Source organism: Erythrobacter sp. JB1-15, assembly GCF_057365035.1.
The window spans coordinates 902,894-928,177 of record NZ_CP200295.1; the positions used below are offsets into that span (position 1 = coordinate 902,894).

Here is a 25,284-nt window from a genome sequence, read left to right on the forward strand (position 1 = left end):
GATGGGACTGGACAAATTTTAAGCGCTCGCGCAAGCGGCTTGGCGTTATGACTGCATTCAAACAAGGCGACCCCACCACTCTCAACCGGCTGTATGGCCGAAGCATTGGCAAGCCTTTGCGCGAACGCCAGCAAGGCCTGATCGACAATCTTTTGCCGCAGATTTCGGTGCCTCAAGATGGAGATGTCACAGCGCAAGCCTTGTTCGGAGAGCCCTGCCCACTGCATTTCGAGATCGGTTTCGGCGGAGGAGAGCATCTTGCCTACCGGGCTGATATGCTTCCTAATCATGGGTTTATCGGCGCAGAACCCTATGTAAACGGCGTCGCGCAAGCTTTGGGCCATATTGAGGAGCAAAGGCTTGCCAATGTGCGCCTGCATCACGGCGATGCGCTGGAAGTCTTGAAACGCGTGCCTGACGGCGCACTAACGATGCTGTATTTGCTGCATCCTGATCCCTGGCCCAAATCGCGCCATGCAAAACGCCGAATGGTGAATGATGGGCCGGTGCAGATGATCGCAGACAAATTGAAACCAGGAGGCGAATTTCGCTTTGGCACCGATCACGCGGTGTATTTACGTCATGCTCTGATGGTGATGCAGCGTTTCACTGATCAATTTGAATGGGTCGCGGATGGGCCGGCGAGCTGGCAAAATCGCCCCAGTGGATGGTGCGAGACACGCTACGAAACCAAAGCGCGCGAGACTTTCGGTCATGAAGTTTGGTATTTCAGATTTCGCCGTAAGGCCTAGTCTGCGAAGACTTTGCAAAGGCGAGAAAGATGAAAAGCCTTGAAAAAAGGGAATTTTCGTCGCTGTTTTTGGCGGTTTTTTGCTTCTATTGGGCTCTGGTTTTTTTGGTCGGATCATCAGTTTGCCGCGGCAGGAACTTCAACCGTGGGAACAGTCATCGAAGTTGAGCGCCGCACAGATTCTGATGGCGATGCCATGTTTCGCCCAAGAGTTCAGTATCGCGACGACCGCGGCGTCCGCCACGTATTTTCGAGCGATGTCAGCAGTTCGAATTCTCAATATGCTGTCGGCGAGAGGGTCACGGTTATCTACGATCCAGAAAACTCCAACTCTGCAATTATCGACTCGTTTTTCGACCGGCATCTTCTGCCGATGATCTTTGCCGCAATGGGAGGCCTTTTTGTGGCGATCGGCGGTATTTTGGCAGGCCTTCCAACCTGGAGCCGGTATCGGATCAAGCAACTTAAATTGCACGGGATCGCAATTGAAGGAACAACCACTTCTGTCGCCAAAGACACGCGGATAACCATCAATGGGTCCAATCCATGGAGAGTGAAAGCGGCCGCCAAACACCCCAAAACGGGGACCATAAAGACATACAAAAGTGAGATGCTTTGGGAACGGCCTCCTTCCATCCAGAAGGGCGATAAAGTCACAGTTTATGTCGCGCCCACCAAACCTTCGAAGGGGCATGTGGATGTGGCTAGCGCCCGCCATTCAAACACGCATCACCGGCAACAAGCGCCGTGGATACCATCAGGGCGCGGGCTGTAGGTTAGCCCACAACGCCCGCGCTTGCCAAAACGGCCAGAGTTAGAACATCGGGCGCAATCGCGGTCATTGGCGCAATTTGCACTGGTTTTTCCATTCCTATCAACATCGGGCCCACAGTCGTATTGCTGCCCAATTCCCTCAGCAGTTTTGCGGAAAGATTGGCCGATTGCAGCCCCGGCATAATCAACACATTGGCAGGCGCAGAGAGACGGCTGAACGGGTACAGCTCCATGACTTTGGTGTTCAAAGCCGCATCAGGTGCCATCTCGCCTTCATATTCAAAGCCGGGATCTTCTGAATCGAGGATCGCCACAGCCTCGCGGATATTGGTCAGCCACTGACCCGATGGATTGCCGAAAGTGGAATAGGACAGAAACGCAACACGCGGTTCATGGCCCATCCGGCGAGCAACTGCTGCCGTTTCTTTCGCGATATGCGCCAATTGCTGCGCATCGGGGCGTTCGTTGATGGTCGTGTCAGCCAGAAAGGTCGTATGATTTTTGCCAAGCAGCATGTGAATGCCAAATGGCAGGGCCTCAGGCTTGGGATCCAGCACCATGTTCACTTCGCGCACTGTCTGCGCAAATGTCTTTGTGAGCCCGGAAATCATTCCGTCTCCATGTCCAAGCGCCACAAGTAGCGAAGCAAAGATATTGCGGTTCTGATTGACCATTCGCCGCACATCACGTTCGGTGTATCCGCGTCTTTGCAGGCGCTCATATAGGAAATCCACCATTGCGGGCACATGCTGGCTGTCTGCGCTGTTTTGAATTTCAAAGCTGCCGGGATCGGAAACCGAAAGCTGATGGAGCTTGTCGACCACTGCTTTGGTCCGGCCAACCAGGACCGGTGTCCCATATCCGAAATCGCGGTATTGAATGGCCGCGCGCAGTACCACGTCTTCTTCAGCCTCGGCAAAAACCATCCGCTTGGGATGAGCCTTGGCCTCGTTGTATACCCCAGTCAGCACTGACGTCGTTGGATTGAGACGAGAGCGCAATGCTGTTCGGTATTGTTCAAAGTCTTCAACGTGAGATTGTGCAACACCCGAATCCATCGCAGCCTTGGCGACTGCGGATGATACCACTTCGATCAATCGAGGATCGAAAGGTGCTGGAATAATATAGTCGGTGCCGAATTTCTGGTTCTTTCCATATGCGCTCACCACTTCTTCAGGCACGCGTTCCCGCGCGAGCTCGGCAATGGCTTTCGCCGCGGCAACTTTCATTTCTTCGTTGATCGTGGTCGCCTGCACATCAAGCGCACCGCGGAAGATAAATGGAAAGCCCAAGACATTATTCACCTGATTGGGAAAATCGCTGCGTCCGGTCGCGATAATTGCATCGGGACGGACCGCCTTTGCCTCGTCAGGCATGATTTCGGGCACTGGATTGGCCATTGCGAAGATAATCGGCTTGTCCGCCATCTTGGAAACCCATTCCGGTTTCAGCGCCCCTGCCGCCGAAAGGCCCAGAAAGATGTCAGCCCCGTCCAGCGCTTCTTCAAGAGTGGTTGCGGTTGTTTTCACCGCATGCGCGCTTTTCCATTGGTCAACATTGTCGCGGCCAATTGTGATCGGCCCCTTGCGATCGCACATGATGACATTGTCGTGGTGCACACCCATCGCTTTGATCAGCGCAGTGCAGGCAATGGCCGCAGCGCCCGCGCCATTCACGACAACTTTCACATCCTCAATCTTGCGGTCTGTAAGGTAGCAGGCATTGAGTAGGCCGGCCGCTGTGATGATCGCTGTGCCGTGCTGGTCATCGTGCATGATCGGTATATTCATCCGTTCACGCAGCGCAGCCTCAATGATGAAGCATTCAGGCGCTTTGATGTCTTCTAGGTTTATGCCGCCAAAGGTGGGCTCCATCAGGGCAACAGCGTTGATAAACGCTTCGGGATCTTCGGTAGCCAATTCGATATCAATAGAATCGACATCGGCAAAGCGTTTGAACAAAACCGCTTTGCCCTCCATCACGGGTTTCGAGGCCAGCGCACCTAGATTTCCAAGACCAAGGATCGCAGAGCCGTTGGAGATAACAGCCACCAAATTGGACCGGGCAGTGTAGCGCGCGGCAAGCGAAGGATCTGCGGCGATTGCTTCGACGGGTACTGCCACACCGGGCGAATAGGCGAGACTGAGATCGCGCTGCGATGTCATCGGTTTTGTTGCGACGACTTCAAGTTTACCAGGCCGGATCGTTTCGTGATAGAACAACGCTTCGCGCGCGGTAAAGCCGCCTTTGGGTTCGTCTGCCATTTGTATGTCTTCCTTCACGCGGGGTATGATCGCCACCTTTTGTGCGCTTAACCCGCGCCCAGCTCAGATGATAGGGGAAACACACATGCCTGCCGTTTCCGAATCGTTCGCATGCTGTCTAGTCCTGACGAATGCCTAGTTCCACCACCCCAACACCAATGATGCAGCAATACCTTACGCTTAAGGAGGCAGCGCAAGGTTCTCTCCTGTTTTATCGTATGGGCGATTTTTTCGAGCTGTTCTTTGATGATGCGGTTAAGGCGGCACAAATCCTCAATATCGCTCTGACCACTCGCGGCGAACATGACGGCGAACCTGTCCCGATGTGCGGTGTGCCGGTCCATTCAGCCGAAGGATATTTGGCTCGGTTGATAAAAGCAGGCAGCCGGGTCGCAATCGCAGAACAGGTTGAGACACCAGACGAAGCCAAAGCGCGGGCCAAACGCGAAGGGCGCCCTTCATCGAAAGCTTTGGTTGCACGCGATATTGTGCGTTTCGTCACGGCTGGCACTCTGACCGAAGAGGCGCTGCTAGAGCCGCACAAAGCGAATGTGATCGCAGCCCTCGCCGATCTGCGAGGCACAATAGGCATTGCCAGCTGCGATATCTCTACCGGCCAGATGGTGCTTGGAGAATGCCCTGCTGATGGACTGCAAGCGGAACTGGCCCGCATCGGACCCACCGAAGTGGTTGTGCCCGAAGGATTTGTGCACGACATCATATCGCACGCCGCGCATGACAAACGCGCATTTTCAAGCGAACGCGGCACCGAGCGGCTTTGCGCCGTGCACAAGGTTGCAACGCTTGACGGGTTTGGCGATTTTTCACGCGCCATGCTCGCTGCAGCCGGAGGACTTGTCGCCTATCTTGATCATGTTGGTCGCGGCAATCTGCCCTTGCTTCTTGCTCCCACATTGCATGCAGGCACAACCAGCATGGCAATGGACGAAGCAACGCGGGCGAGCCTTGAAATTCTCGAAAGCGCCAATAGTGGTTCGGCATCGGACAGATCGAGCACTCTAATCGGTGCAGTCGACCGCTGTGTCACGGGCGCGGGATCGCGGCAACTGGCGCAGGATCTCGCAGCACCTTTGTTTGACCAGCAATTGATCGAAGACCGATTGGCCCTTGGTCAATATTGGCTTGATCGGCCGATTGAACGAGCAGATTTACGCGATCAACTGCGCCAATTGCCTGACATCGGCAGAGCTTTGGGCAGAATTGCGGCAGGCAGAGGAAGTCCGCGCGATCTTGGCCAAGTGCGCGACGGATTGCGCGGAGCGGAAACCATCTCAGGCTTGCTTTCATCTGTTTCCGATCAACCCGATTTGCTGCGCGAATTGCTACCGCGCTTGTCGGGGCATGGGGCGCTGACAGATCTGCTGGCCCGCGCACTTGTCGCCTCCCCCCACAGATAGATCTGGCGGCGGATACATCGCAGAAAATTATGACGCGAGCCTGGATGAATTGCGCGCGACATCTGGCAATGCGCGCAAGGCCATTGCAGCGATGGAAGCGAGGTACCGCGATGAAACCGGTATTTCCTCGCTCAAAATCAAACATAATGGGGTGCTAGGCTATTTCATCGAAGTGCCTGTGCGCCATGCCGACGCCCTGATGGAAGCTGAAAGCGGGTTTACCCATCGTCAGACAATGAAAGGCGCGGTCCGGTTCAATTCTCTGGCTCTGCACGAGGAAGCTGCGCGGATTGCAGAAAGCGGCGGGCGGGCTTTGGCTGCCGAAGAGGCCCATTTCGAGGAATTGTCCCAAGCGGTTTCGCAGGCCAGCCAGGCGATTGCGGGCACAGCCTCTGCGCTTGCCCGGATTGATGTATCCGCCGGGATTGCCGAACGCGCCTCCGAAAGCGACTGGTGCCGCCCCAATATCAGCCCCGACACCATGCTGGATATCAAAGGCGGCCGGCATCCAGTGGTCGAGGCCGCTCTTGCCAAAACCGGCGATCGCTTTGTCGCGAATGATTGCGGACTTCACGAAAATGATCGGCTATGGCTGATCGGCGGCCCCAATATGGGCGGTAAATCAACGTTTCTGCGCCAGAACGCCTTGATCGTAGTGCTTGCGCAGGCGGGATGCTTTGTGCCCGCTCAAAGCGCCGAAATCGGCCTTGTCGACCGTCTGTTCAGCCGTGTTGGCGCGTCGGACAATCTGGCTCGGGGGCGATCGACTTTCATGGTTGAAATGGTCGAAACTGCTGCCATTCTTGCCCAATCCACCAGCCGAAGTTTTGTAATACTTGATGAAGTTGGGCGCGGCACGTCAACATATGATGGGCTGGCGCTGGCGTGGGCGGTGGTTGAAGCGGTTCATTCCCAGATTGCCTGTCGCTGCTTATTTGCCACCCATTATCACGAACTGGCGCGGCTCGGTGAGCAGTGCGATGCGCTTTCACTGCATCATGTTCGCGCGCGCGAATGGAAAGGGGATCTGGTGCTGCTCCATGAACTTGCGAGCGGGCCGGCGGATCGGAGCTATGGGCTGGCAGTGGCGAAACTTGCCGGTCTGCCTGCGCCAGTGGTCGCACGCGCCCGCCAAGTGCTGGAAAAGCTTGAGGATGCAAGAACGCAAACGGGCGGGATTGCTGCAGGGCTTGGAGAGCTGCCTTTGTTTGCTGCAAGTATGGCAAGCGAGAACGAGGACGCTGGTAAGGACGTGCTGGAGGAACGATTGAAAGACACGGAACTGGACAGCCTATCCCCCCGCGACGCTCTGGATTTGCTCTATCAATGGAAACGAGAGATTTCGGCTACGAAACCTTAACCGCTCATGGGCTAGAAACCTCGCATGTCTATTGCGTTTCTTGAAAAGTATAAAGTGATGCTCAGCATCCTCGCCGTCATTGCGATTGGCGGAATTTTGCTTGCATCCAACATTCGAACTGATGCCAGCAGTGACGGAGATGCTGAACAGCTATCAAACGAAGAAACTGCGGAGGACGACTCAGAGCAGCTTGCCAAGGCGGATAATGCTGGCTGGGCATCGGCCACCAGTTTCGATGATATGCTGGGGGATGAGGCTGAAGACGAGAGCCTTGATGACAACGGCTTTGCCCAAACAAACCCTAACGAGATTGATGGTGAACTAGACAGTTCTGATGGTGATGGTGATTTCACAGAAAACACACAGAGCGCCGGCCCGTCACCTTTTGCCAGCGCCCCTGCACCCTCAAGTGGCAGTGCAAAATCCAGCTCGCCGCCCAAACGCATCGTTGTGGCAGCTGAGGGGGGCGAGCACGCCCCTATCCCTGTCGATGCGAACCGCATTAGCCCTTCCGTTGGTGGCAAAGGCAAGGGAGATGCTGGCGAGGTTGAATAACCTGCCAAGCATCCCAGCGCCGGTCATCGCGTTGGAGCGGGCTGATCACCTGAATAGTCGTAAAAGCCGCGGCCTGTTTTGCGGCCCAACCACCCCGCTTCAACATATTTGACCAGCAATGGTGCGGGGCGATATTTGGTGTCGCGGGTGGTTTTGTAGAGAACTTTGATAATGTCGAGACAGGTGTCCAAGCCCACGAAATCGGCCAGTTGGAGAGGGCCCATGGGATGATTGAGGCCCAACCGGCAGCCCTTGTCGATGTCTTCAATGCCTGCAGTTGACTGACCCAGCACAAACACTGCCTCGTTAATCATCGGCAGCAGAATGCGGTTCACCACAAAACCGGGTTCATCCTGGCTCAGGACCACCTGCTTGCCAAGACCTTCGGCAAAGGCGGTAACTTCATCAGTGGTCGCTTCAGATGTAGCAAGGCCCGGAATAACCTCGATAAGTCCCATCACTGGGACAGGATTGAAGAAATGCAGTCCAATAAATCTCTCTGGATCGGGCGAATGATTGGCCATCCTGGTGATCGGAATAGAGCTTGTGTTTGAAGCCATCACAGCGTTTGGCGCCAACACCTTTCCGACATTCTCAAAAATGGCTTGTTTGATGGGCTCCTTTTCCGTCGCTGCCTCAATGATCAGCTGGGCATCGGCCATGGGAGCATAATCGGGAACGGGGTGATCCGGGAAAGCAAGGCTTCTGCCGCATCCGCCTCTATTTTGCCGCGGCCAACCAGCTTGGAAACAGCTTTCTCAATTCCCGCTTTACCAGCCTGCGCGCGGGCCAGATCCACATCTGAGATCAGAACGGCCATTCCGTTTTGGGCTATGGTCTGGGCAATGCCAGTCCCCATTTGCCCTGCACCAATCACAGCTATTGTCCGCATCAACCTCATCCCTTCGCAAGTGCAGCATATTGCACGTCATGCGGCAAGTAGCGTCGCACTTTGCGATTGGCCAGCAATTTAGCTTAAGATGTCGCCTATCGGCTTGACCCCGGCACCCACTTCACATCAGCCTGCCCATAATCATTGAGCACCCGCGCCATGACAAACAAAAGGTCCGACAACCGGTTGATGTAAGTTAGCGCAGCAGGGTTAACTGGAACTTCAGCTGCCAGGGCGGTCATAAAGCGTTCAGCAGACCGAACGGCCGCGCGTGCGACGTGCAATCGGGCAGCTGCCTCCCCCCACCTGGCAGGACAAAGCTTGAAAGAGGCTCCAGCTTCTCATTAAGCGTATCAATCTGGCGCTCGATCCAATCGCTTTGTGGAGGGACTATTCGCAAGACCATCTTGGAAGGGCGAAAATCACCCTTCTCGGCAGGTGTCGCAAGATCAGCGCCTAGGTCGAACAGATCATTTTGCACTCTGGTAAGCAGCGATTGGTGAGCATCACTCTCAACCGCGCATATGGCGAGACCTATCGCGCTGTTCGCTTCATCAACCGCCCCAATTGCAGCGATGCGTTCTGAATGTTTTGGTGTTCGAGACCCATCAACAAGACCAGTGGTCCCATCATCGCCAGTACGCGTGTATATCTTGTTCAGTTTGACCATGGCTACGCAGTATGAACTGCGATCGCGCGTGCGTCCAGAAAGCTCAGTTCTGCGCCACCAGGAATATGATCGCAACAACCACAATAGCCAGAGCCTGGTATTTAATCCGAGCGAACATCGCTTTGTTTTGCGCGAGCTGCATATCTGTCGCGGTCTCCCCTTCACCTGTTTCAAGATCGATCTTAGTCGTTTTCAAGAATGCGACCACACCTCGGATCAAAGACACAACCACAAGGACGCAAAGGACAATCAGCACGGGGATAAGGAAATAGTTCATGAAGGTGAAATGGGCAGCCTTCGCCTAAGTTCCAAGAGGAAAATACCTGTCGCGCAATTGTGCCGCCAACGCTTTCCCGTCCTCACCGGCATTCCGCCTATTGATAAGCGGCGGCGAATTGCGGCTTTTAGCCAACTTTTTACCTTCTGGATCAAGGATTAAGGGGTGATGATGCCAGTGTGGTACGGGCAAGCGCAGTATCTCCTGCAAGATTCGATGGATATGTGTGGCGACAAAGAGATCCGCTCCACGCGTTACGTCGGTCACTCCATCACGAGCATCATCTAATGTCGCAGCCAAGTGATAGCTGGCTGGCAAGTCTTTGCGAACAACGACCACATCGCCAAATTCGCGCGGATCGGCCACGACGCTTCCTACTTCCTCATCGGTCCAAATAAGATCGCCAAACCGCGCCATTGCGGCATCAATATCAAGCCTTAAAGCCGCTAGTTCCGCAGGATTGTTGCAACGCCCCTTACATGATCCTGGATAGACTTGCCCGTCTTGTGTCGCTCGGACGGGCAACGCCTCCACTTCTTTGCGAGTGCATGAACACGCATAGAGCATTCCCATTTCTGCGATTGTTTGAGCCGCTGTTTCATAAGAAGCTAGGCGTTCTGATTGGGGAGCGACTTCTAGCCATTCCAACCCCAACCATTCCAAATCGCGCCTGAAATTATCCGCAAATTCACGGCGGGATCGCGGCCCATCAATATCTTCGATGCGCAAAAGAAAGTCACCGCCCCGTTCGTGCGCGAAATCGTGCGCAAAAATGGCAGAGAAAGCATGGCCAAGATGCAAATTGCCATTGGGGCTGGGCGCGAAACGGGTGACTGTCTTCACAATATGATCAACGCCCTCAGCGTTGCTTTGTTTCGCGCACAATGAAAATGATCATGACTGTGGATAGCGGACAAGATAAGCTTTGACTCTCTCAAAGCGCGCGGCATGTTCACGTCAATCAGGGAGGAGCGCCAAGCGTGTTCAAAGCCGAACTGGTCGAAGAAGCTGCACGGTTTCGCAGTGCTGAGGAAGATCCGACGCGCAATCTGTCTGCGTGCCCAGCGCTTGTGCTGAATGCCGATTATACTCCCCTGTCCTACTATCCGCTGAGCCTTTGGCCATGGCAGACTGCCATAAAAGCAGTCTTCTTGGACCGGGTCGATATCGTCGCCAATTACGAACGCGAAGTGCATTCGCCCAGCTTGGATATGAAAATTCCCAGCGTTATCGCACTGAGGCAGTATGTGAAACAAAGCGAATTTCCCGCTTTCACGCGCTTCAACGTATTTCTGCGCGACCGCTTTCAATGCCAATATTGCAGCGCAAGGGACCACTTAACATTCGATCACGTCATCCCGCGCCGATTGGGCGGAAAGACCACCTGGGAAAACATCACCACCGCCTGCGCATCGTGCAACCTAAAAAAGGCGGTCGCACTCCTAAGCAGGCCAATATGCCAGTCACGATCATTCCCATCCGTCCGACTAGCTGGCAATTGCAGCAATATGGCAAAATGTTCCCGCCAAACTTCCTCCATGAGACATGGCGAGATTGGCTCTATTGGGACATCGAACTGGAAGCGTAACCTGCGCCTTTTGCTGGCACACACTCCGTCACAGTTCACAAACATGCACGATCAAAGGCCGCGCCGAAAAATAACGCGGCCTTTGGCTGTTGCAGATCAGAACCAGTCCGATCCAGCAATTTGTTGTCAGTTCATCTGTGAAATCTCGATGATTTTTACAACAAGCATCGAAAATGCAATGCAGACCATCGCGATAGATACAATAATAGAATAGTCCATATTCACCTCCCCTGTAAAAACCAACAAAACGTCGGCCCTTCCATAGCTATAGACTAATTATGTCAGGATTTGAGTGAATTAGAACCGTTTTGGATGTATTGAGAGAGCCAGTTTCAGGTAACTGCATTCTTCTCGGAGAACTTATCGCGAACGAAGTCAATATTCTCGATAACCTGAAGAAGCTTGTTTGCAGCCTGCCACATATCTTCAAATCCCAAGTATGCCGGCGCAAATCCAAGCCGCAGGATGTCAGGGTGACGAAAATCACCCACGACACCCTGTTCGATCAAGGCCTGACATATCGGATACGCGTCTGGGTGCCGAAACGAGAGCTGACTACCGCGATTATGAGCCTTTAAGGCTGAAACTAGCTCCAAATCGGCTGCATCTATTCCCAGACACTCCAGAAAAAACTCAGAAAGCGCCTGCGACTTGGCGTTTAGGCGATCAACTCCAATTTCCGCGATCAACTCCACACCCACTTCCAAAGCCGTCAGACCGAGGATCGGCGACGTGCCGCATTGCAGCTGCTCAATACCTGCGGCCGGCTCATAATCGTCAGAGAATTCGAAAGGTCTCGCGTGACCGAACCATCCCGTAAGCGGCTGTTTCAATTCCGAATGATGGCGCTCGGCAACGAAAGCAAAAGCAGGCGCACCAGGGCCCCCGCACAAATATTTATAGCCGCAGCCAGTGGCAAAGTCTGCATTGCAGCCATTCAGGTCGACAGGGAGCGCACCTGCGGAATGAGACAAGTCCCACAAAACCAGCGCACCTGCCTCATGCGCGGCCTTGGTCAAGGCCGACATGTCGAACAGATCGCCTGTTTTGTAATGAGCGTGTGTGAGCATCAACACCGCCACATTGTCATCCAACGCCTCGAAAAGGGCCTTGCGATCTGCCAGCCGCCTTTCGGCCAGTCCCTGTTTCTCCAACCCCTCAACCATGTAGATGTCAGTCGGGAAATTGCCGGGCTCGGAAAGGATAATAGTGCGCCCAGGCCGCATTTGCAGCGCCGCGGCGATCAATTTGAACAGGTTCACGCTCACGCTGTCGCATACGATCACTTCATGGTCTTTGGCCCCAATGAGCGGCGCAATCTTGCCTCCCACTCGCGCGGCCATATCGAACCATCCTGCGCTGTTCCAAGACCCGATGAGGCCTTTGCCCCACTCCTGCTCGACAGCGCGTTGCATCGCGGCGGGCGTGGCCTTTGGAAGGGCTCCCAGTGAATTACCATCAAGGTATACGATGCCTTCAGGCAGACTGAACCGATCACGATAGGATACGAGCGGATCGGCAGCGTCGAGTTCCCGAGCTCTTTCGATCATGGCAGGTCCCGCAAGATGGCGCGAACAGGTGAAGCATCACCGCCTTCAATTGGAAGAGGTAATGCGATGAGCTCGTATTGCCCCGCAGGCACATCATCCAACACCAAGCCTTCGAGCACACGCATATCGTGTTTCAGTACGGCCTTGTGCGCTGCCATCGTGAGGGATGATTGCGGATCGATCGAGGGGCCATCAATCCCGACCAGCCGAACGCCTTGCGATGCAAGCCAGTCAATCGTTTCAGGCGCGATTGCGGCGGTTTCAGCAATCCAATCTTCGAGTGGAAAGCTCTTGAATGTCCGAAACAAAACACGCTGCACGCCTTGGACATCAGGCACGTCGCCAACCTCCACCAAAGCCCCTACCGAACAGACATCGACCACGAGACAACGACCCAAATAGGGCTCCAAATCGACCTGTGCGATGTCACGGGCACCAACTGCGTAATGCAGCGGGGCATCTGCGTGCGTGCCCGAATGCGTCGACAATGTCAGCGCCGACACATTGACCGCAGAACCTTCCTCCATTTTCCAGGTCCGTGCATGCTGAAAAGCTGTATCGCCGGGCCAAACAGGCAGATTGGGGCGAAGCCTTTGAGAAATATCCCAAATGCGGCGCGCCATCAGATTGCAGTCCTGACACTGAGCAATTCTGGGAAGAAGGCCTGCTTGAGCACCCCCTCTAGGTAAGGCACGCCAGGCGTTCCCCCTGTTCCGCGTTTGAAGCCGATGATGCGCTCAACCGTTTTCAGATGGCCAAATCGCCAGCGTTGGAAATGGTATTCAAGATCGACCAGCTTTTCGGCCAATTCATAAAGATCCCAGTGTTTCGCTGGTTCTCGATAAATTTCGGCCCATGCGGCTTCGACGCTTGAATTATGCGCGTAAAACTTGCTGGTGGATTGCTCAAAAACCATTGGATCAATTGCAAAGCCCCTTCGCGACAGCAAAGACAAGGCTGCTTCATACAAGCTGGCGCGCGTCGTTTCAGCTTCCAACCGCGCAGACCAATCCGAGTTGTCACGATGCAGCTTAATGTGTTTTTTGTCACGGCCTCCAAGCATGAACTCCATCATGCGGTACTGCGGTGACTGAAACCCGCTTGAGCCACCCAGAAATGGACGGATGCGCGAATAATCATGGGGTGTCATTGTGCTCAAGACATCCCAACTTTGGATCAGTTGCTGCTGAGCGCGAGCGACGCGCGAAAGCATTTTGAACGCCGGCCGAAGATCATCGGTTTCGATTGCCTGGCGCGCTGCGGTCAATTCGTGAAGACACAATTTCAGCCACAGCTCGCTGGCCTGATGGACGACAATGAAGAGCATTTCGTCGTGTGCGTCCGATGAGGGATGCTGGGCGGACAAAATCCGATCTAAATCAAGATAGTTCGAATAAGTTATTTCAGCAGGCATGCCAGTCAGTTTCCCAAAAGCGCACAAAAGGTCTTCGCAGTCACCCTTCGATGATCCGGCTTTGGGGGTGATGTTTGTCCAAATGCCGTTTGATGATGCGCAAATTCCGCGTGTTGGATCGGAAGACAAAATCAGCCGCATCGCCAACTAAGGGGACCAAGCCCAGAACCGTGTCGAATGCAACGTTGCCCCCCATTCGCATGATCTGCCACCGCGACAATCCAAGGTTCCGTGCCTCCCAGACAATGTAAGCGCCAAGTGCAGTGGTGACGAAATCTCCCAATACCGGCACGAGACCGATAAGCGCGTCCAACCCGATCGGGACATTCATGCCGGGTACGCGAAAACTTCGCTCAAGCAAAAATTCCAGTGCCTCAACACGGGCTCGCACCGATGCTGGGTCCGTACCAGTCGGTAAGTTCAATGCAGCAGGCTGAAACGGCTCAGGACGGTCCACACTTCTTCTCCTTCACAACCTAATTGGTGGCTTGAGAGAGCGGGAACAAGGGGTGAAGGCCCCAGGGATTGGGTTCAAACGACGCAATCGTGCCACGAACCAAAGCCCAACGCACGGGTGCACCGAACGGAATAAACACTTCTTCGGCCACCAACGCGTCATGCGCATCTGCCAGCAGGCGCCGCTTGGCACCAAGGTCACGAAGATCGAGAGTTGCCCCTACCAATTCGTCTGCTCGCTTCGAACATAGGCCTTGGCTCACTTTGCAATGAAACTGGTTTAGAAACCACCTAGGCGAAGAATATCGCGCTATTGCGTCGCGCAGTTCAAAATCAGCGGGGTCATTACCAGCCACTCGGACGGCTTCCAGTCCTATAGCCTGCCATGATTGCCTAAGCTCGTTGAACAACTGGTCATTGCCTGGCCCCGGTGCCAACCGCACTCGCACCACCGCATCAGCACCCGCCGCGCCTTCCCATTGGGAAATTCGTCTTGCGGCAATAGACCTGCGCTCTTCCAGGCTCAGATCAGGCCAGCGAGACTCGGTAAATCCAGCACCCTCTATCATGGAGGACGACACGATAAGATCACTGGGCTGCCAGCCGCCAAGGCCAAATGGCTCTATCAATGCGTCTCGGTCGATCGCCATCGACAAGGCTTCTCGTCTCGCTGGATCAGAGAGCACACCGTTTGAATTGAGAAACGCCAAGCCAAAAATACCCTGCGTTGGATCGACCTGGATTGTACCGCGCGAAAGCGGACCTAGATCGACGCGCGGAAGATCTGCCAAAGTGCCATTGAGCAACACGTCAATGCTGCCTTGCGCAAACTCATCAACCGCATCAGGCGCAGGCAATACTCGCAGCGTGAGGGGGCGAAAAAAGCGCTCCCAATTTTCCCGTGCTGGCAGCCCTCTGCGGTCCGGAGGTAAGGCACTTAGCTCTAGCAGCTGGTTATCATCACCGCGGATAGACACCATTGGACCAGAACCCATGGCGTTTTGCACCAGTCCAAGTTCTGGCTGCGCCAGGACACGAAGGAATTCAGGCATAGGGCTGGACAAACGCAATTCCAAAACACGCCCTGTCATCGCACGTATCTCTTGAAGCTTGGCCAAATCTAAACCAAGCGAGGTTCCATCCAACTGATCCACTGTGACACGAAGAATTCGCCTGACCTCTTCAGCTGTGATGGGCTCATCATTCGACCATGAGGCGTCGCGCAGTTTGAAGGTGTAGTATAGTCCGTCAGGCGAAACATGCCATCGCTCAGCGAGCCCGGGTAATATCCTTCCTGACTGATCAAGGGCAACCAGTCCCTCATTGGTCGCGCCCCTTAGATGTTGCGCCGCCACAGACAGTCGGTACCCACTCTGATCAAGGCTCTCAGGGTCTCCAATAACTGCCACCGCAACGGGGCCTTCTTGCACCGAGTTACCGCAAGATGACAAAGCGAAGGAGCCAGCTGCCAGCAAAAGGGCAGTCCAAAGCCTCGACCAGAAACTGAGGAGTTCTTGATTTGAGCAAACACGCATCGCGCCGCGAGCAATAGCAGGTCTTAAGAGTAGGACCACACCATAGCGTGCGTCAAAACGAAAACCTCAACGATTTGGGTTTTCGGGGGCGGCAAACCTAGATTTTTCTGACCTTGCCCGCTTCCGGAGCTTTTGGAGCGCGGTGCGCCCAAGAACCCTCCGGACCGGAACTCTCGGGTCTTTCGTCTGAATCCGGGGACTGCCTCGCAAGCTGCGAGTTGATTTCTTCATCGAAAGCAATACCAAAACGATTGTCCTGGACCCAAGCGACACTGCCATTGACTGACCCAACATTACGCAATTCTATTTCGAGTCGGTTGCCGCGTTGAACTCGCAAAGAACCCTCAGCCATCATTCCGCCGTCCGAGAGATTTCGGACGCGCACTCTGTGCGAATCTTTTTGCTGCTCAATGCGAATAGTGGCGAGCAGAAAAAAGCTGTCGCGCGACACACTTCTTGTTTCCAAACTCGTCATTGCCGGACCGCTCCTATTTTTGCCGGCCGAGCGATAGCGTACCCGTCCGGATAAACCTTTCGAATGGACAAACCTCAATCGAAAGACGAGATCGAGCTAACTTTTGGCAGTTAACGGTGCGTTAAACCGTTTTCTTCGACCCAGTACAAAAATACTGCGTCCCAAATTGAAACGCAAGGCTATGCCTTTCTTTATGCCCTAATTGTCGCGCGAGATCTTTTCGCGCCGTTCATGGGCCTCCTGTGCCTCGACCGTCATCGTCGCCACAGGGCGAGCAATCAAGCGCCTCAACCCAATTGGGTCTCCTGTGACTTCACAGAAACCATATTCGCCTTCATCAATCCGACGAAGCGCTGAATCAATCTTTGATATCAACTTGCGCTGCCTGTCACGGGTGCGCAACTCGATACCCCAATCGGTTTCGCTTGAAGCGCGATCATTCAAATCGGCTTCTCGAATAGGGCCGTCTTGAAGCGATTGAAGGGTTTGGTCGGCTGCGTCATGAATCGAACGCTTCCATTCGATCAGCAGCATGCGGAAATAGTTCTGCTGCGGCTCACTCATGTATTCCTCGTCTTCGCTCGGCAGATAATCTGGCCCGAGCAAGCGCTTGGCTTTTTCAAGGATATCAATTTCTTCAGAGGTGGCGCTGCCCATGTGGTTTTCTTGTCCCAAAAATATCCCCTCGAGACCGTCCCGTCCTGACGCTTACACGTTTCAATTTCGATCTGCTCCCCAACATGATCGATCGCATGTGCGGCGCTATAGGCAAGGGGTGACTGCCGCACAAGCGGCTAAGCTCATTTCGCAGTATTGCGGCGCCATAAAATTTTCGTTTCCAGCTTTGGCCGCACTTTACTCCCCAGTTGTGAGTTAAGAATATCAAGCTGCGTTAACCATTTGTTGACCATGATCTTGGAAATCTCCTTTCAAGCGATGCGCGGGGGGCGGATCGACGAACGGGGAATAACAAATGAAACTGACTCAAATCGACACAACCGACGCGAAAAAACTGGGCAGCACTGACGACGACATCCTTATCGCCACGCGTCTGGCAGCCGCTTCGCGCGGCGACATCTCAGCTTTGTTCGATTTGGGCATGGCCTACTCGACCGGCAGCAGCGGATTGGACGCTGATCTGATCGAAGCGCACAAATGGCTTAATCTTGCTGCATCGCGCGGGCATGACGAAGCGGCATGGTCGCGCTCAGACATTTCAGAAGAGATGACAGCCCGTGAGATTGCAGAAGCCCAACGCCGCGCACGGCAATGGCTGGCTGATGAGCGCCGAAAAGCAGCTTGAGCCTTACCGGGTCAATTTGAACGGCGTGCGCTGACCCAGAAAAATCTGATCAGCCGCCACGCCTTCGCGCTCACGCTCGAGAAAATCGGCAATAGCAGCCTTGAAGCCAGGATCAGCGATCCAGTGCGCAGAATGAGTTTGGACAGGTTCATACCCGCGAGCCAGTTTGTGACCGCCCTGCGCTCCCGCTTCGACCCGGCTCAACCCAAGCTCGATTGCGATGTCGATGGCCTGATAATAACACAGCTCAAAGTGCAGGAACCGCACTTCTTGCGTGCAGCCCCAATATCGGCCGTACAAGGCATCTGAGCCGATGAAATTCAATGCGCCTGCTATCGGAGTTGCATCATCATAGGCCAAGATGAGGACCAGCCGTTCTCCCATCCGTTCGCCGAGCAATTCAAAAGCCTCGCGAGTTAAATAGGGGGCCCCCCATTTGCGCGCGCCGGTATCTTGATAGAACACCCAAAAGGCGTCCCAGTGTTCAGGTCTGATATCGTCACCAGAAAGGCAGCGTATCCTCAATCCTGTTTGGGCTGCTAACCTCTCTTTACGAAGATTTTTGCGCTTGCGAGACGCCAGTGCCGCCAGGAAATCATCAAAAGTTTCATATCCCGGGTTCAACCAATGAAACTGAATATCGTTGCGGATCAGCCAGCCCTCTTGTTCGAACAAAGGCACCTGTTCCGGCTCGATAAATGTCGCGTGAGCGGATGAAAGCTGGTTTTGGAGGCAAAGCGCCTGCGCGCCTTGCAAGAGATGCGAGGCCAAGAATGGATCAGACAAAAGCAATCTTGGGCCATTGGCAGGAGTAAAGGGCGCTGCGATTTGCAGTTTGGGGTAATATTGCCCGCCCGCCCTCTGCAAAGCGTCGGCCCACGAATGGTCAAATACATATTCGCCCTGGCTATGCCCTTTGGCATAGCTCGGAACCGCAGCGAGCAAAGTGTCGTTTTGGTCGGTCACAACGATTGGCGCTGGTTCCCAGCCGGTTCCAACACCGACACTGCCAGAATCCTCCATCGCCGTCAGAAATTCATGACTGACAAAAGGATTGCGGTTGCCGCCCAGCGCATTCCATTGGCCCGCGTCAAAACCCCTAACCGACGGCGCAATCCGGACAGTAAGCTCGGCGCTCATGCCAACCCTTCACCCTCAGCGATCAGCGCATCGGCATGTCTGAGAGCTCGCTCTCGCGTGTCTTTCGCGTTTACTGTCCACGTGAGGATCGCAAGACCACCTTTGCGCAGATCAGCCACCCAGTTATTGGGCAAAGCTGCAATATGATAGGCGAGAAAATCGGGATCGGCGCAGGCCAACGCATCCTTTCGCTCTGACTGCGTCTGGGTGTGGCCGTGCTCATCCTCGCGCATAACCAACCCCCGCAAGGTTGTGGCGGAATGTTTGGCGAACCACCGCGAGACCCGCGGATCAAAGCTCATTACCGCGTGCCGGCCTGAATACGATTGAAGTTCCGAGCGTACCACTGCGCAGGTCAATTCAACGTTATATTCAGGCGTGGACTTTATTTCGATAAGCAGCGGCACGCGCCCGCTAACATGTTGCAAAAATCTCCTGAGACGAACCGGATATTGGTCGGTGCCGAGCAAAGTGAACTTCTCTTCAAGTGCGTCTGCGACCAGTTGTTCTGTTTCAACATCCGCGCCAGCCAGTCGTTTCAAATTCCAGTCATGAAACACCATTGGAACATCATCGAGGCTGCGCTGGATATCGCATTCAATCCCCAGGCCCGCAGCGATCGCGGCATCTGCACCAGCCAACGAATTTTCAGGCACCGCCCCCCATGCAGTCCGCGATGCGCGTATTCCCACGCAGTCAACCAATCAGGAACACGCCGTCTGCTCACTCGCTAACTGCGATCACAGCATCAACCTCCACCGCGGCGCCAAGCGGTAGCACTGGCACACCCACTGCAGCCCGTGCGTGACGTCCTTTTTCGCCAAAAACCTCATACATCAAATCAGAAGCCCCATTCGCAACTTTGGGCTGATCCGTAAAATCGCTGGTGGAACTGACAAAAGCGCCCAATTTCACGACGCGATCGACCCGTTCCAGCAAACCGGCGGCTTTCAATTGCGCGAGGATCATCATCCCGCATGCTCGCGCGGCCTCGGCACCCTGCTCTAAGCTGACATCTTCTCCCAATCGCCCGGTCATGACTTTGCCATTGTGAAATGGAAGTTGACCGGAGATATGCGCAAAACCGCTGTGGTGAACGAGCGGCTGATAGCTTGCGACCGGGGCGGCAGCTTCAGGCAGCACTATGCCCAATTCATTAAGTCTCGATGCGATTGTCATTGTGACTGCACCTCCAATTGATTAATTATCCAAGGCAAAGCTTCGGCCCACTGATCGATCCGCGCATCAGCGTGCCCCGCTTTGTGCGCGCAGTCGATCGATCCGGCAATCAGGGGTTCGCCGCACAAGTGCAATCGCACCGTATCCGAAACCGTTTCCGCTGCTGAATGGTGGTGTTGAGGTAAATCGTCGATAAAGACAGCCCGGCTAGGCGAATATTCTTCGATTATCTTCTTGAGAGCAGGGCCTTTCGGTCCCTGGTTGGTGTACACTGGCGCCGAGAGGCCGTGCGCCAACAATTGCTGAGCTCGCTTTTCCCGATTTTCGTCAACCAAATTGGTCAGCACAACCACATCAGCGTGCTCATTCAAAACAGCCAAAGCCTCTATCGCGCCTTCGATAGGTTGCTGGCGCGGCATCTCGGTCTTGAAGAAATCGCCAAGTTTGCGCCAAACATCCACCGCCTGAAGCAATTCACCTGTCTTCTGCCAACGCAGTGCCTCGCCAAAATTTGCGCCTTCCAGATTAAAGTCGACGCCTTGAGATTCCTCCAGCCATTCCTTGAAAGGCGCGACCATATGCAAGATCACTTCGTCACAATCGCTGATAATAAGAGGGCGGTTCATTGAGAAAGTTCCTGATGGGCTGCGACCAGATCTTCGGGTGTTACGGCAAGAGCTTCTGACGCTCGGACCAGATCTGGTTCATGGTTGACGAGAAATTCCAGGCTTGAGGCGAGAATTTGTTCGTCACCAAGACCTGCACGCAAGGTATCTGGACTTAAACCCGTCAACGAAAGGTAACGTTCGGCACGGTCTTGGTCCTGCATGATCCAGCCGATCACGGCAAGGGCAAGGGTTGGCGCTGATGGGGCGCTGGAATTGTGTGATTGTGCGGGAGGATGTGGGATTGTGAAGAGCCTTGGGTAAGAGTAGTTGAATTCGCATAAGCAAAGGCGGGGCGAGACGTGACCAAGCGAATTATGGTTGTTGAGGACAATGACCTCAACCGCAAATTGTTTTGCGATGTGCTCAAAGCCAATGGTTTTGATGTGCAGCCAGTAGCAGATGGCGCATTGGCGCTTGATCAAGCGCGTGAAACATCGCCAAACCTCATCATAATGGACATCCAATTGCCGGGTATCTCTGGAATTGATTTGATAAAAGCCGCAGGCGAGGACGCTGCCTTGCGCGAAATTCCAGTGCTGGCTGTTACGGCATTTGCGGCCAAGGGCGATGAGGAACGCATCCGATCGGCGGGGGCCTCGGGCTACCTTTCAAAGCCAGTTTCCATCCTGCCTTTCATGAATGCTGTGAAAGCGCTGATTGAGACCTGAACCGCCGTGATGCTTGCAATTGAGCGGTAAATGACCATTTTGCCGGTGAATATTTTGAAGCGATAAAGAGCGAAAGACCTGGCCCACACTTAATCGCCGGCATCCCAGTTCTTGCAACAATGAAAGAGACCCTGATCATGGATAGCGCCGAAGTTGACACGCGCATTCGAACGCTAATTGAACCGTTCAACAAAAAAGGCGTTGAAATCACCGAAGGCACGACGTTTGCCAATGATCTGGAATTTGATAGCCTCACTGTCATGGATTTCGTTGCGGAAATTGAGGACGAATTTGACGTCATCATTAGCATGAATCAGCAGGCCGAAATTGAAACCTACGGGCAGCTGGTAAGCGCCGTGCATAAACTTCAAGATAGCTGATAAGAAGCAATCCAATGAACGACATTGTTAGCCCGCCCGCGACCGAAGTAGCTCCCGCTAAAGGTGATCTTTTTTCCAAATTCGATGGTATGATACAGTTGCGCGAGACCATTCTCGCGACTGGTGTCGAAGATCCCTACAATCTCGTGATGGAAAAGGTGCTGTCACCGACCCGCGCGGTTTGCAACGGGCGCGAAACGATCCTGCTTGGAACATACAATTACATGGGCATGACGTTCGATCCAGACGTGATCGAGGCAGGCAAGGAAGCTCTTGAAAAATTCGGTTCGGGCACAACCGGAAGCCGCGTTCTCAACGGCACGTATCAGGGGCACAAAGAGTGCGAGGATGCGCTAAAGGAATTCTACGGAATGGATCACGCCATGGTCTTTTCCACCGGTTACCAAGCCAACCTTGGAATTATTTCCACTATCGCTGGCAAAGGCGACTATGTTGTTATCGACATCGACAGCCATGCATCGATCTATGATGGCTGCGCTATGGGCAGGGCCGAAATTGTCCCTTTCAAGCACAACGATATCGAAGCGATGGAAAAACGGCTGAGGCGTATACCAGCGGACGCTGGCAAGCTCGTTATCCTCGAAGGCGTGTATTCCATGCTTGGCGATGTTGCTCCGCTAAAAGAAATGATCGCGGTTGCAAAAAGCTATGGTGCAATGGTTTTGGTAGATGAAGCGCATTCCATGGGCTTCATCGGTGAAAACGGCCGCGGCGTGTGTGAAGACCAAGGTGTGATCGATGATGTGGATTTCATCATTGGAACGTTTTCGAAGTCTGTGGGAACTGTTGGCGGCTTTTGCGTCTCCAATCACCCCAAGTTCGATATCATGCGCCTTGTCTGCCGCCCCTATGTGTTCACGGCAAGTCTGCCTCCCAGCGTTGTAGCGACCGCTGCCACCTCCATTCGAAAATTGATGCACGGTTCGAATAAGCGCGCTCATTTGTGGGAGAACTCCAAAACGCTTCACAAAGGCCTTAAGGACTTAGGGTTTTCGCTTGGTACAGATGAGCCGCAAAGCGCAATTGTGGCGGTCATTATGCCTGATCTCGAACACGGCGCCATGATGTGGGAGGCGCTTTTGAAAGAGGGCCTCTATGTCAATCTTGCGCGGCCACCGGCTACGCCTGCTGGAATGACTTTGCTGCGTTGTTCATTATGCGCGGAACATTCAGCGGATGAGGTAAAGACCATTCTGCAAATGTTCGAACGGGCAGGAAAAGCGGTTGGAATTATCGCCTAGATCCAAGTGCTCTGGCTAATTTGACTGGTCGGGAACAACCTGGCTTGAAGTTGCAGCGCACGGATCGTCATCCTCTCCCTCACCGGCAAGCTGAGTTATGGCGAGGAACCCTCCTACGACCAGAATGACAAACACCGTGGTCACTGTGCCCAGATATTGATCAATGATCCGCTTGATTGGGCGTCCGAAGACCTGAAAGAGAACTCCAACGGTCACAAAAATGAGCGCTCGCCCTGCAAATGCAGCAAGCGTGAATGGCAACAGGTCCATGCTGAGAAACCCTGCGGTGATCGTTAGAAGCTTAAACGGCACCGGCGTCGCAGCAGCGATTGTGACAGCATAAACCCCGTATTCGTTGAAAGTGCACTCAGCAGCAGGGACGCTGTCCAAAAGGCCGATCAGCGCCAACAGAGGCTCGCCGACAGATTCGCGCAAATAGAACCCGATCGCATAGCCCAGCAGCCCGCCCGCAACCGAAGCGAGTGTTGCTATGATAGAAAACCGCAAAGCCTTCTTTGGCTCTGCGAGGCACATCAATCCCAAAAGGGGGTGAGGCGGGATCGGGAAAAAGCTGGATTCGATGAAGCAGAAAAACGCGAGCCACCAAACCGCTTTGGGATGGGCAGCCTTAGCCATAGTCCAATCATAAAGTGCGCGAAGCCAAGCCAATTCGAAGGCCCTCATTCCATCTGTTGCCGGCGGCCTAGGCGACGGGAGCTCTGCGCGCAAGAGGGAGGAAAATAACCTATTTGGCACTTTTGTATTGACAACGTCACGCTCTTTGGTTAGTAAAGGGCATCATCGAAAAAGTGTGAGTCGTTTTCTGGCGGTTTATTCTGACTATCCTATCGGGTTTTCAGAACAGGCCGCTGCCGCCTTGCCTCGCCTGGAGAACAAACATGACCAATCGCGGCAATCCGTCAATGCCCTGCACTCAACGCAAGACAAGCCCACATTGGCGCAAGGAATTCCTCGCTCATTTGGCTGAAAGCTCAAATGTCACCAAATCTGCGGCACTGGCCAAAGTCACACCGTCACGGGCTTACAAAGCAAGGCGCGAGGAACCCGATTTTGCGCGGGACTGGCTGGCTGCCCTTTGGGAAGGATATTCCCATCTGGAAATGGAAGTTTTGCGCCGCCTGCGCGAAGGCGATCAGACCGCAACTGACAACGGCAAGTACGACTTTGCCAATGCCATTCGCCTATTAACCGCGCACCGAGACAATGTGGTGCATGCGCAAGCGCAGCAGCGCAATGTTAGCGCCGCCGAGGTGCGTGCTTCGATCGACCGAAAAGTCGAAGACATCCGGTTGAAGTTGAGACTTGAAAAAGCACAGAGCCAAAAGTCACCAGCATGATTGGCGGCCTGGACTGGCTAGGCGATGCGCCTGTCAATGCACGGGACATGATTGTCTCTTCGCTTAGCAAGAAGGAGCGAGCGGAATTCGGTTTTCACTGGGGTAACTTTGCTCGCGACAGCCAACTCGCCCCCCGGGCGATTGGCGAATCTGGCTAATCATCGCAGGCAGAGGCTTTGGCAAAACACGAGCCGGTGCCGAATGGGTCAGGGCAATTGCTGAATGCGATCCAGCCGCACGTATTGCGCTGGTTTCATCGTCTTTGGCCGAAGCAAGGGCCGTCATGGTCGAAGGAGAAAGCGGATTGTTGGCGTGCACGCCGCCAGAAAGCCGGCCCACTTTCGAACCATCGCTAAGGCGGTTGAAATTTCCTAATGGAGCGCAGGCACAGCTTTTCTCAGCGGCCGAACCCGAAACACTGCGCGGGCCGCAGCATAGCCATGCCTGGTGTGATGAAATCGGAAAGTGGCCCTTGGCTCATGACCGTGCGACGCGGTGTTGGGACAATCTCTTGATGGGATTGCGTGTGGGAAATGATCCCCGCGTAACAGCGACAACAACTCCGCGTTCTGTGCCTCTCGTCAAGCGTTTGCTCAACCAAGAGCAAAGCTCTGACGCGGTCGTCACACGAGGATCGACCCATGACAATGCCGCCAATCTACCTGAGCGTTTCTTATCGGCCATCGAAAGCGAATTCGAAGGTTCTAGGCTGGCAAGACAAGAGATCGGCGGAGAACTGATCGAAGACATCGAAGGGGCGCTATGGTCCCGAAGCTTGATCGAAAGCGTGAGAGAGACCGGCGGTCACGCCGATCATGTTCGCATTGTTGTCGCAGTCGATCCGCCCGCTTCGACCAATGGCGATGAATGCGGCATTGTAGTCGCGGCGCTCGGCAGTGATGGGCTGGGCCGAATTTTGGCCGATTGCTCCATTGCGGGTGCGCAGCCCAATGAATGGGCAAAGGCAGTTGCCCAGGCTTGCGATGCCTGGGAAGCAGACCGCGTTATCGCTGAGGCCAATCAGGGCGGCGCCATGGTCGAAAGTGTGTTGCTGGCTGCAAACGAAACGCTGCCTGTGAAACTCGTCCACGCAACTCGGAGTAAGACTGCCAGAGCCGAACCCATTGCGGCTCTTTATGCGTCGGGCCGCGTGCGTCATTGCGGGCACTTCCCGCAGCTCGAAGACCAATTGTGCGGTCTTATTGCAGGCGGCGATTATGCAGGCCCCGGACGCAGCCCTGATCGGGCTGATGCTCTTGTCTGGGCGCTGCACGAACTCATGCTTGGCCCGGCATCGCGCCCTAGCGTGCGATCTATCTGACCTTCGAGAATTCTCGAATTTCAATC

The 25,284-nt window shown here is 54.4% G+C and carries 24 protein-coding genes and 4 pseudogenes; 11 read left to right on the forward strand and 17 right to left on the reverse strand.

What is annotated here, in order from left to right; genetic code table 11:
• The first annotated feature begins 47 nt into the window (after positions 1-47).
• Complete coding sequence (gene trmB, locus AC0V6L_RS04255) at positions 48-752, forward strand: tRNA (guanine(46)-N(7))-methyltransferase TrmB (protein ID WP_486148504.1); 705 nt, start codon at positions 48-50, stop codon at positions 750-752.
• 39 nt (positions 753-791) lie between these two features.
• Positions 792-1,526, forward strand: a complete 735-nt coding sequence (locus tag AC0V6L_RS04260; protein WP_486153152.1) for a DUF3592 domain-containing protein — start codon at positions 792-794, stop codon at positions 1,524-1,526.
• A 1-nt stretch (position 1,527) separates the two neighbouring features.
• Here the strand turns inward: AC0V6L_RS04260 and AC0V6L_RS04265 are convergent, their stop codons facing one another.
• On the reverse strand, positions 1,528-3,789 hold the full coding sequence (locus tag AC0V6L_RS04265; RefSeq protein ID WP_486153153.1) for an NADP-dependent malic enzyme: 2,262 nt from the start codon (positions 3,787-3,789) through the stop codon (positions 1,528-1,530).
• A 158-nt stretch (positions 3,790-3,947) separates the two neighbouring features.
• Here AC0V6L_RS04265 and mutS point away from each other — a divergent pair.
• Positions 3,948-6,567 (forward strand): annotated as a pseudogene (mutS, locus tag AC0V6L_RS04270) (DNA mismatch repair protein MutS).
• A gap of 24 nt (positions 6,568-6,591) precedes the next feature.
• Positions 6,592-7,122, forward strand: a complete 531-nt coding sequence (locus AC0V6L_RS04275; protein WP_486153154.1) for a hypothetical protein — start codon at positions 6,592-6,594, stop codon at positions 7,120-7,122.
• A 23-nt stretch (positions 7,123-7,145) separates the two neighbouring features.
• On the opposite strand, the pseudogene AC0V6L_RS04280 reads toward AC0V6L_RS04275, so the two are convergent.
• From AC0V6L_RS04280 to gluQRS, 3 genes and pseudogenes are all read right to left on the reverse strand, one after another.
• Positions 7,146-8,014 (reverse strand): annotated as a pseudogene (locus AC0V6L_RS04280) (3-hydroxyacyl-CoA dehydrogenase NAD-binding domain-containing protein).
• 95 nt (positions 8,015-8,109) lie between these two features.
• Positions 8,110-8,684: pseudogene (locus AC0V6L_RS04285) on the reverse strand (cob(I)yrinic acid a,c-diamide adenosyltransferase).
• A 301-nt stretch (positions 8,685-8,985) separates the two neighbouring features.
• Positions 8,986-9,807, reverse strand: coding sequence for a tRNA glutamyl-Q(34) synthetase GluQRS (gene gluQRS, locus AC0V6L_RS04290; RefSeq protein ID WP_486155042.1), 822 nt, complete (start codon positions 9,805-9,807; stop codon positions 8,986-8,988).
• Between the two features lie 149 nt (positions 9,808-9,956).
• On the opposite strand from gluQRS, the pseudogene AC0V6L_RS04295 reads away from it, so the two are divergent.
• Positions 9,957-10,549 (forward strand): annotated as a pseudogene (locus AC0V6L_RS04295) (HNH endonuclease).
• Between the two features lie 332 nt (positions 10,550-10,881).
• Here the strand turns inward: AC0V6L_RS04295 and kynU are convergent.
• The 7 genes from kynU to dksA form a co-directional block, all read right to left on the reverse strand.
• Positions 10,882-12,099, reverse strand: coding sequence for a kynureninase (gene kynU, locus AC0V6L_RS04300; protein WP_486153155.1), 1,218 nt, complete (start codon positions 12,097-12,099; stop codon positions 10,882-10,884).
• Entirely contained in the window at positions 12,096-12,722 is a 627-nt protein-coding gene (kynB, locus tag AC0V6L_RS04305) for an arylformamidase (RefSeq protein ID WP_486153156.1), read from the reverse strand. The genes kynU and kynB overlap by 4 nt, the downstream gene beginning before the upstream one ends.
• Positions 12,722-13,513, reverse strand: coding sequence for a tryptophan 2,3-dioxygenase (locus AC0V6L_RS04310; RefSeq protein ID WP_486153157.1), 792 nt, complete (start codon positions 13,511-13,513; stop codon positions 12,722-12,724). The genes kynB and AC0V6L_RS04310 overlap by 1 nt, the downstream gene beginning before the upstream one ends.
• A gap of 40 nt (positions 13,514-13,553) precedes the next feature.
• Positions 13,554-13,970 (reverse strand): DUF4112 domain-containing protein, encoded by a 417-nt coding sequence (locus tag AC0V6L_RS04315; RefSeq protein ID WP_486153158.1) that lies wholly within the window; start codon positions 13,968-13,970, stop codon positions 13,554-13,556.
• 19 nt (positions 13,971-13,989) lie between these two features.
• Positions 13,990-15,324 (reverse strand): ABC transporter substrate-binding protein, encoded by a 1,335-nt coding sequence (locus AC0V6L_RS04320; protein ID WP_486153159.1) that lies wholly within the window; start codon positions 15,322-15,324, stop codon positions 13,990-13,992.
• Positions 15,325-15,601: 277 nt separating this feature from the next.
• Complete coding sequence (locus AC0V6L_RS04325) at positions 15,602-15,979, reverse strand: PilZ domain-containing protein (protein ID WP_486153160.1); 378 nt, start codon at positions 15,977-15,979, stop codon at positions 15,602-15,604.
• 198 nt (positions 15,980-16,177) lie between these two features.
• Complete coding sequence (dksA, locus tag AC0V6L_RS04330) at positions 16,178-16,636, reverse strand: RNA polymerase-binding protein DksA (protein ID WP_486153161.1); 459 nt, start codon at positions 16,634-16,636, stop codon at positions 16,178-16,180.
• A 316-nt stretch (positions 16,637-16,952) separates the two neighbouring features.
• Here dksA and AC0V6L_RS04335 point away from each other — a divergent pair, with 316 nt between their 5' ends.
• The gene (locus AC0V6L_RS04335; protein ID WP_486148526.1) at positions 16,953-17,282 is read left to right on the forward strand and encodes an SEL1-like repeat protein; all 330 of its coding nucleotides are present in this window, start codon (positions 16,953-16,955) and stop codon (positions 17,280-17,282) included.
• Between the two features lie 3 nt (positions 17,283-17,285).
• Here AC0V6L_RS04335 and AC0V6L_RS04340 read toward each other — a convergent pair whose 3' ends face one another.
• The 5 genes from AC0V6L_RS04340 to AC0V6L_RS04360 all read right to left on the reverse strand — a co-directional run bounded on the left by AC0V6L_RS04340 (position 17,286) and on the right by AC0V6L_RS04360 (position 20,511).
• Positions 17,286-18,422, reverse strand: a complete 1,137-nt coding sequence (locus tag AC0V6L_RS04340) for a GNAT family N-acetyltransferase (RefSeq protein ID WP_486153162.1) — start codon at positions 18,420-18,422, stop codon at positions 17,286-17,288.
• Positions 18,419-19,078: a glycerophosphodiester phosphodiesterase family protein gene (locus tag AC0V6L_RS04345; RefSeq protein WP_486153163.1), complete on the reverse strand. Its 660-nt coding sequence runs from the start codon at positions 19,076-19,078 to the stop codon at positions 18,419-18,421. Before AC0V6L_RS04345 ends, AC0V6L_RS04340 begins: the two co-directional genes overlap by 4 nt.
• Before the next feature lie 67 nt (positions 19,079-19,145).
• Complete coding sequence (locus tag AC0V6L_RS04350; RefSeq protein WP_486153164.1) at positions 19,146-19,601, reverse strand: RidA family protein; 456 nt, start codon at positions 19,599-19,601, stop codon at positions 19,146-19,148.
• Positions 19,598-20,227: an HAD family hydrolase gene (locus AC0V6L_RS04355; RefSeq protein WP_486148534.1), complete on the reverse strand. Its 630-nt coding sequence runs from the start codon at positions 20,225-20,227 to the stop codon at positions 19,598-19,600. The genes AC0V6L_RS04350 and AC0V6L_RS04355 overlap by 4 nt, the downstream gene beginning before the upstream one ends.
• The gene (locus AC0V6L_RS04360; RefSeq protein ID WP_486155043.1) at positions 20,224-20,511 is read right to left on the reverse strand and encodes a DUF3572 domain-containing protein; all 288 of its coding nucleotides are present in this window, start codon (positions 20,509-20,511) and stop codon (positions 20,224-20,226) included. The genes AC0V6L_RS04355 and AC0V6L_RS04360 overlap by 4 nt, the downstream gene beginning before the upstream one ends.
• A 57-nt stretch (positions 20,512-20,568) precedes the next feature.
• Between AC0V6L_RS04360 and AC0V6L_RS04365 the strand changes: the two genes are divergently transcribed.
• From AC0V6L_RS04365 to spt, 3 genes are all read left to right on the forward strand, one after another.
• The gene (locus AC0V6L_RS04365) at positions 20,569-20,937 is read left to right on the forward strand and encodes a response regulator (RefSeq protein ID WP_486148536.1); all 369 of its coding nucleotides are present in this window, start codon (positions 20,569-20,571) and stop codon (positions 20,935-20,937) included.
• A gap of 137 nt (positions 20,938-21,074) precedes the next feature.
• Positions 21,075-21,317, forward strand: a complete 243-nt coding sequence (locus AC0V6L_RS04370; protein ID WP_486148538.1) for an acyl carrier protein — start codon at positions 21,075-21,077, stop codon at positions 21,315-21,317.
• Between the two features lie 14 nt (positions 21,318-21,331).
• Positions 21,332-22,579 carry a serine palmitoyltransferase gene (gene spt, locus AC0V6L_RS04375; protein WP_486153165.1) on the forward strand — a complete coding sequence of 416 codons (1,248 nt, stop codon included), beginning with the start codon at positions 21,332-21,334 and terminating at the stop codon, positions 22,577-22,579.
• Between the two features lie 15 nt (positions 22,580-22,594).
• On the opposite strand, the gene AC0V6L_RS04380 is transcribed toward spt, so the two are convergent.
• Entirely contained in the window at positions 22,595-23,215 is a 621-nt protein-coding gene (locus tag AC0V6L_RS04380; protein ID WP_486153166.1) for a YqaA family protein, read from the reverse strand.
• 344 nt (positions 23,216-23,559) lie between these two features.
• Here AC0V6L_RS04380 and AC0V6L_RS04385 point away from each other — a divergent pair, with 344 nt between their 5' ends.
• Together AC0V6L_RS04385 and AC0V6L_RS04390 are read left to right on the forward strand one after the other, a co-directional pair.
• Entirely contained in the window at positions 23,560-23,937 is a 378-nt protein-coding gene (locus tag AC0V6L_RS04385) for a hypothetical protein (protein ID WP_486153167.1), read from the forward strand.
• A 214-nt stretch (positions 23,938-24,151) separates the two neighbouring features.
• Entirely contained in the window at positions 24,152-25,258 is a 1,107-nt protein-coding gene (locus AC0V6L_RS04390) for a DNA-packaging protein (RefSeq protein WP_486155044.1), read from the forward strand.
• Positions 25,259-25,284 lie beyond the last annotated feature (26 nt).

Bases quoted from the DNA above. Each gene is read 5' to 3' on its own strand.
- trmB (WP_486148504.1), top strand. From the start codon at position 48: ATGACTGCATTCAAACAAGGCGACCCCACCACTCTCAACCGGCTGTAT.
- AC0V6L_RS04265 (WP_486153153.1), bottom strand. From the start codon at position 3,789: ATGGCAGACGAACCCAAAGGCGGCTTTACCGCGCGCGAAGCGTTGTTC.
- AC0V6L_RS04275 (WP_486153154.1), top strand. From the start codon at position 6,592: ATGTCTATTGCGTTTCTTGAAAAGTATAAAGTGATGCTCAGCATCCTC.
- kynU (WP_486153155.1), bottom strand. From the start codon at position 12,099: ATGATCGAAAGAGCTCGGGAACTCGACGCTGCCGATCCGCTCGTATCC.
- kynB (WP_486153156.1), bottom strand. From the start codon at position 12,722: ATGGCGCGCCGCATTTGGGATATTTCTCAAAGGCTTCGCCCCAATCTG.
- AC0V6L_RS04310 (WP_486153157.1), bottom strand. From the start codon at position 13,513: ATGCCTGCTGAAATAACTTATTCGAACTATCTTGATTTAGATCGGATT.
- AC0V6L_RS04325 (WP_486153160.1), bottom strand. From the start codon at position 15,979: ATGACGAGTTTGGAAACAAGAAGTGTGTCGCGCGACAGCTTTTTTCTG.
- dksA (WP_486153161.1), bottom strand. From the start codon at position 16,636: ATGGGCAGCGCCACCTCTGAAGAAATTGATATCCTTGAAAAAGCCAAG.
- AC0V6L_RS04335 (WP_486148526.1), top strand. From the start codon at position 16,953: ATGAAACTGACTCAAATCGACACAACCGACGCGAAAAAACTGGGCAGC.
- AC0V6L_RS04340 (WP_486153162.1), bottom strand. From the start codon at position 18,422: ATGAGCGCCGAGCTTACTGTCCGGATTGCGCCGTCGGTTAGGGGTTTT.
- AC0V6L_RS04350 (WP_486153164.1), bottom strand. From the start codon at position 19,601: ATGACAATCGCATCGAGACTTAATGAATTGGGCATAGTGCTGCCTGAA.
- AC0V6L_RS04355 (WP_486148534.1), bottom strand. From the start codon at position 20,227: ATGAACCGCCCTCTTATTATCAGCGATTGTGACGAAGTGATCTTGCAT.
- AC0V6L_RS04370 (WP_486148538.1), top strand. From the start codon at position 21,075: ATGGATAGCGCCGAAGTTGACACGCGCATTCGAACGCTAATTGAACCG.
- spt (WP_486153165.1), top strand. From the start codon at position 21,332: ATGAACGACATTGTTAGCCCGCCCGCGACCGAAGTAGCTCCCGCTAAA.
- AC0V6L_RS04380 (WP_486153166.1), bottom strand. From the start codon at position 23,215: ATGGCTAAGGCTGCCCATCCCAAAGCGGTTTGGTGGCTCGCGTTTTTC.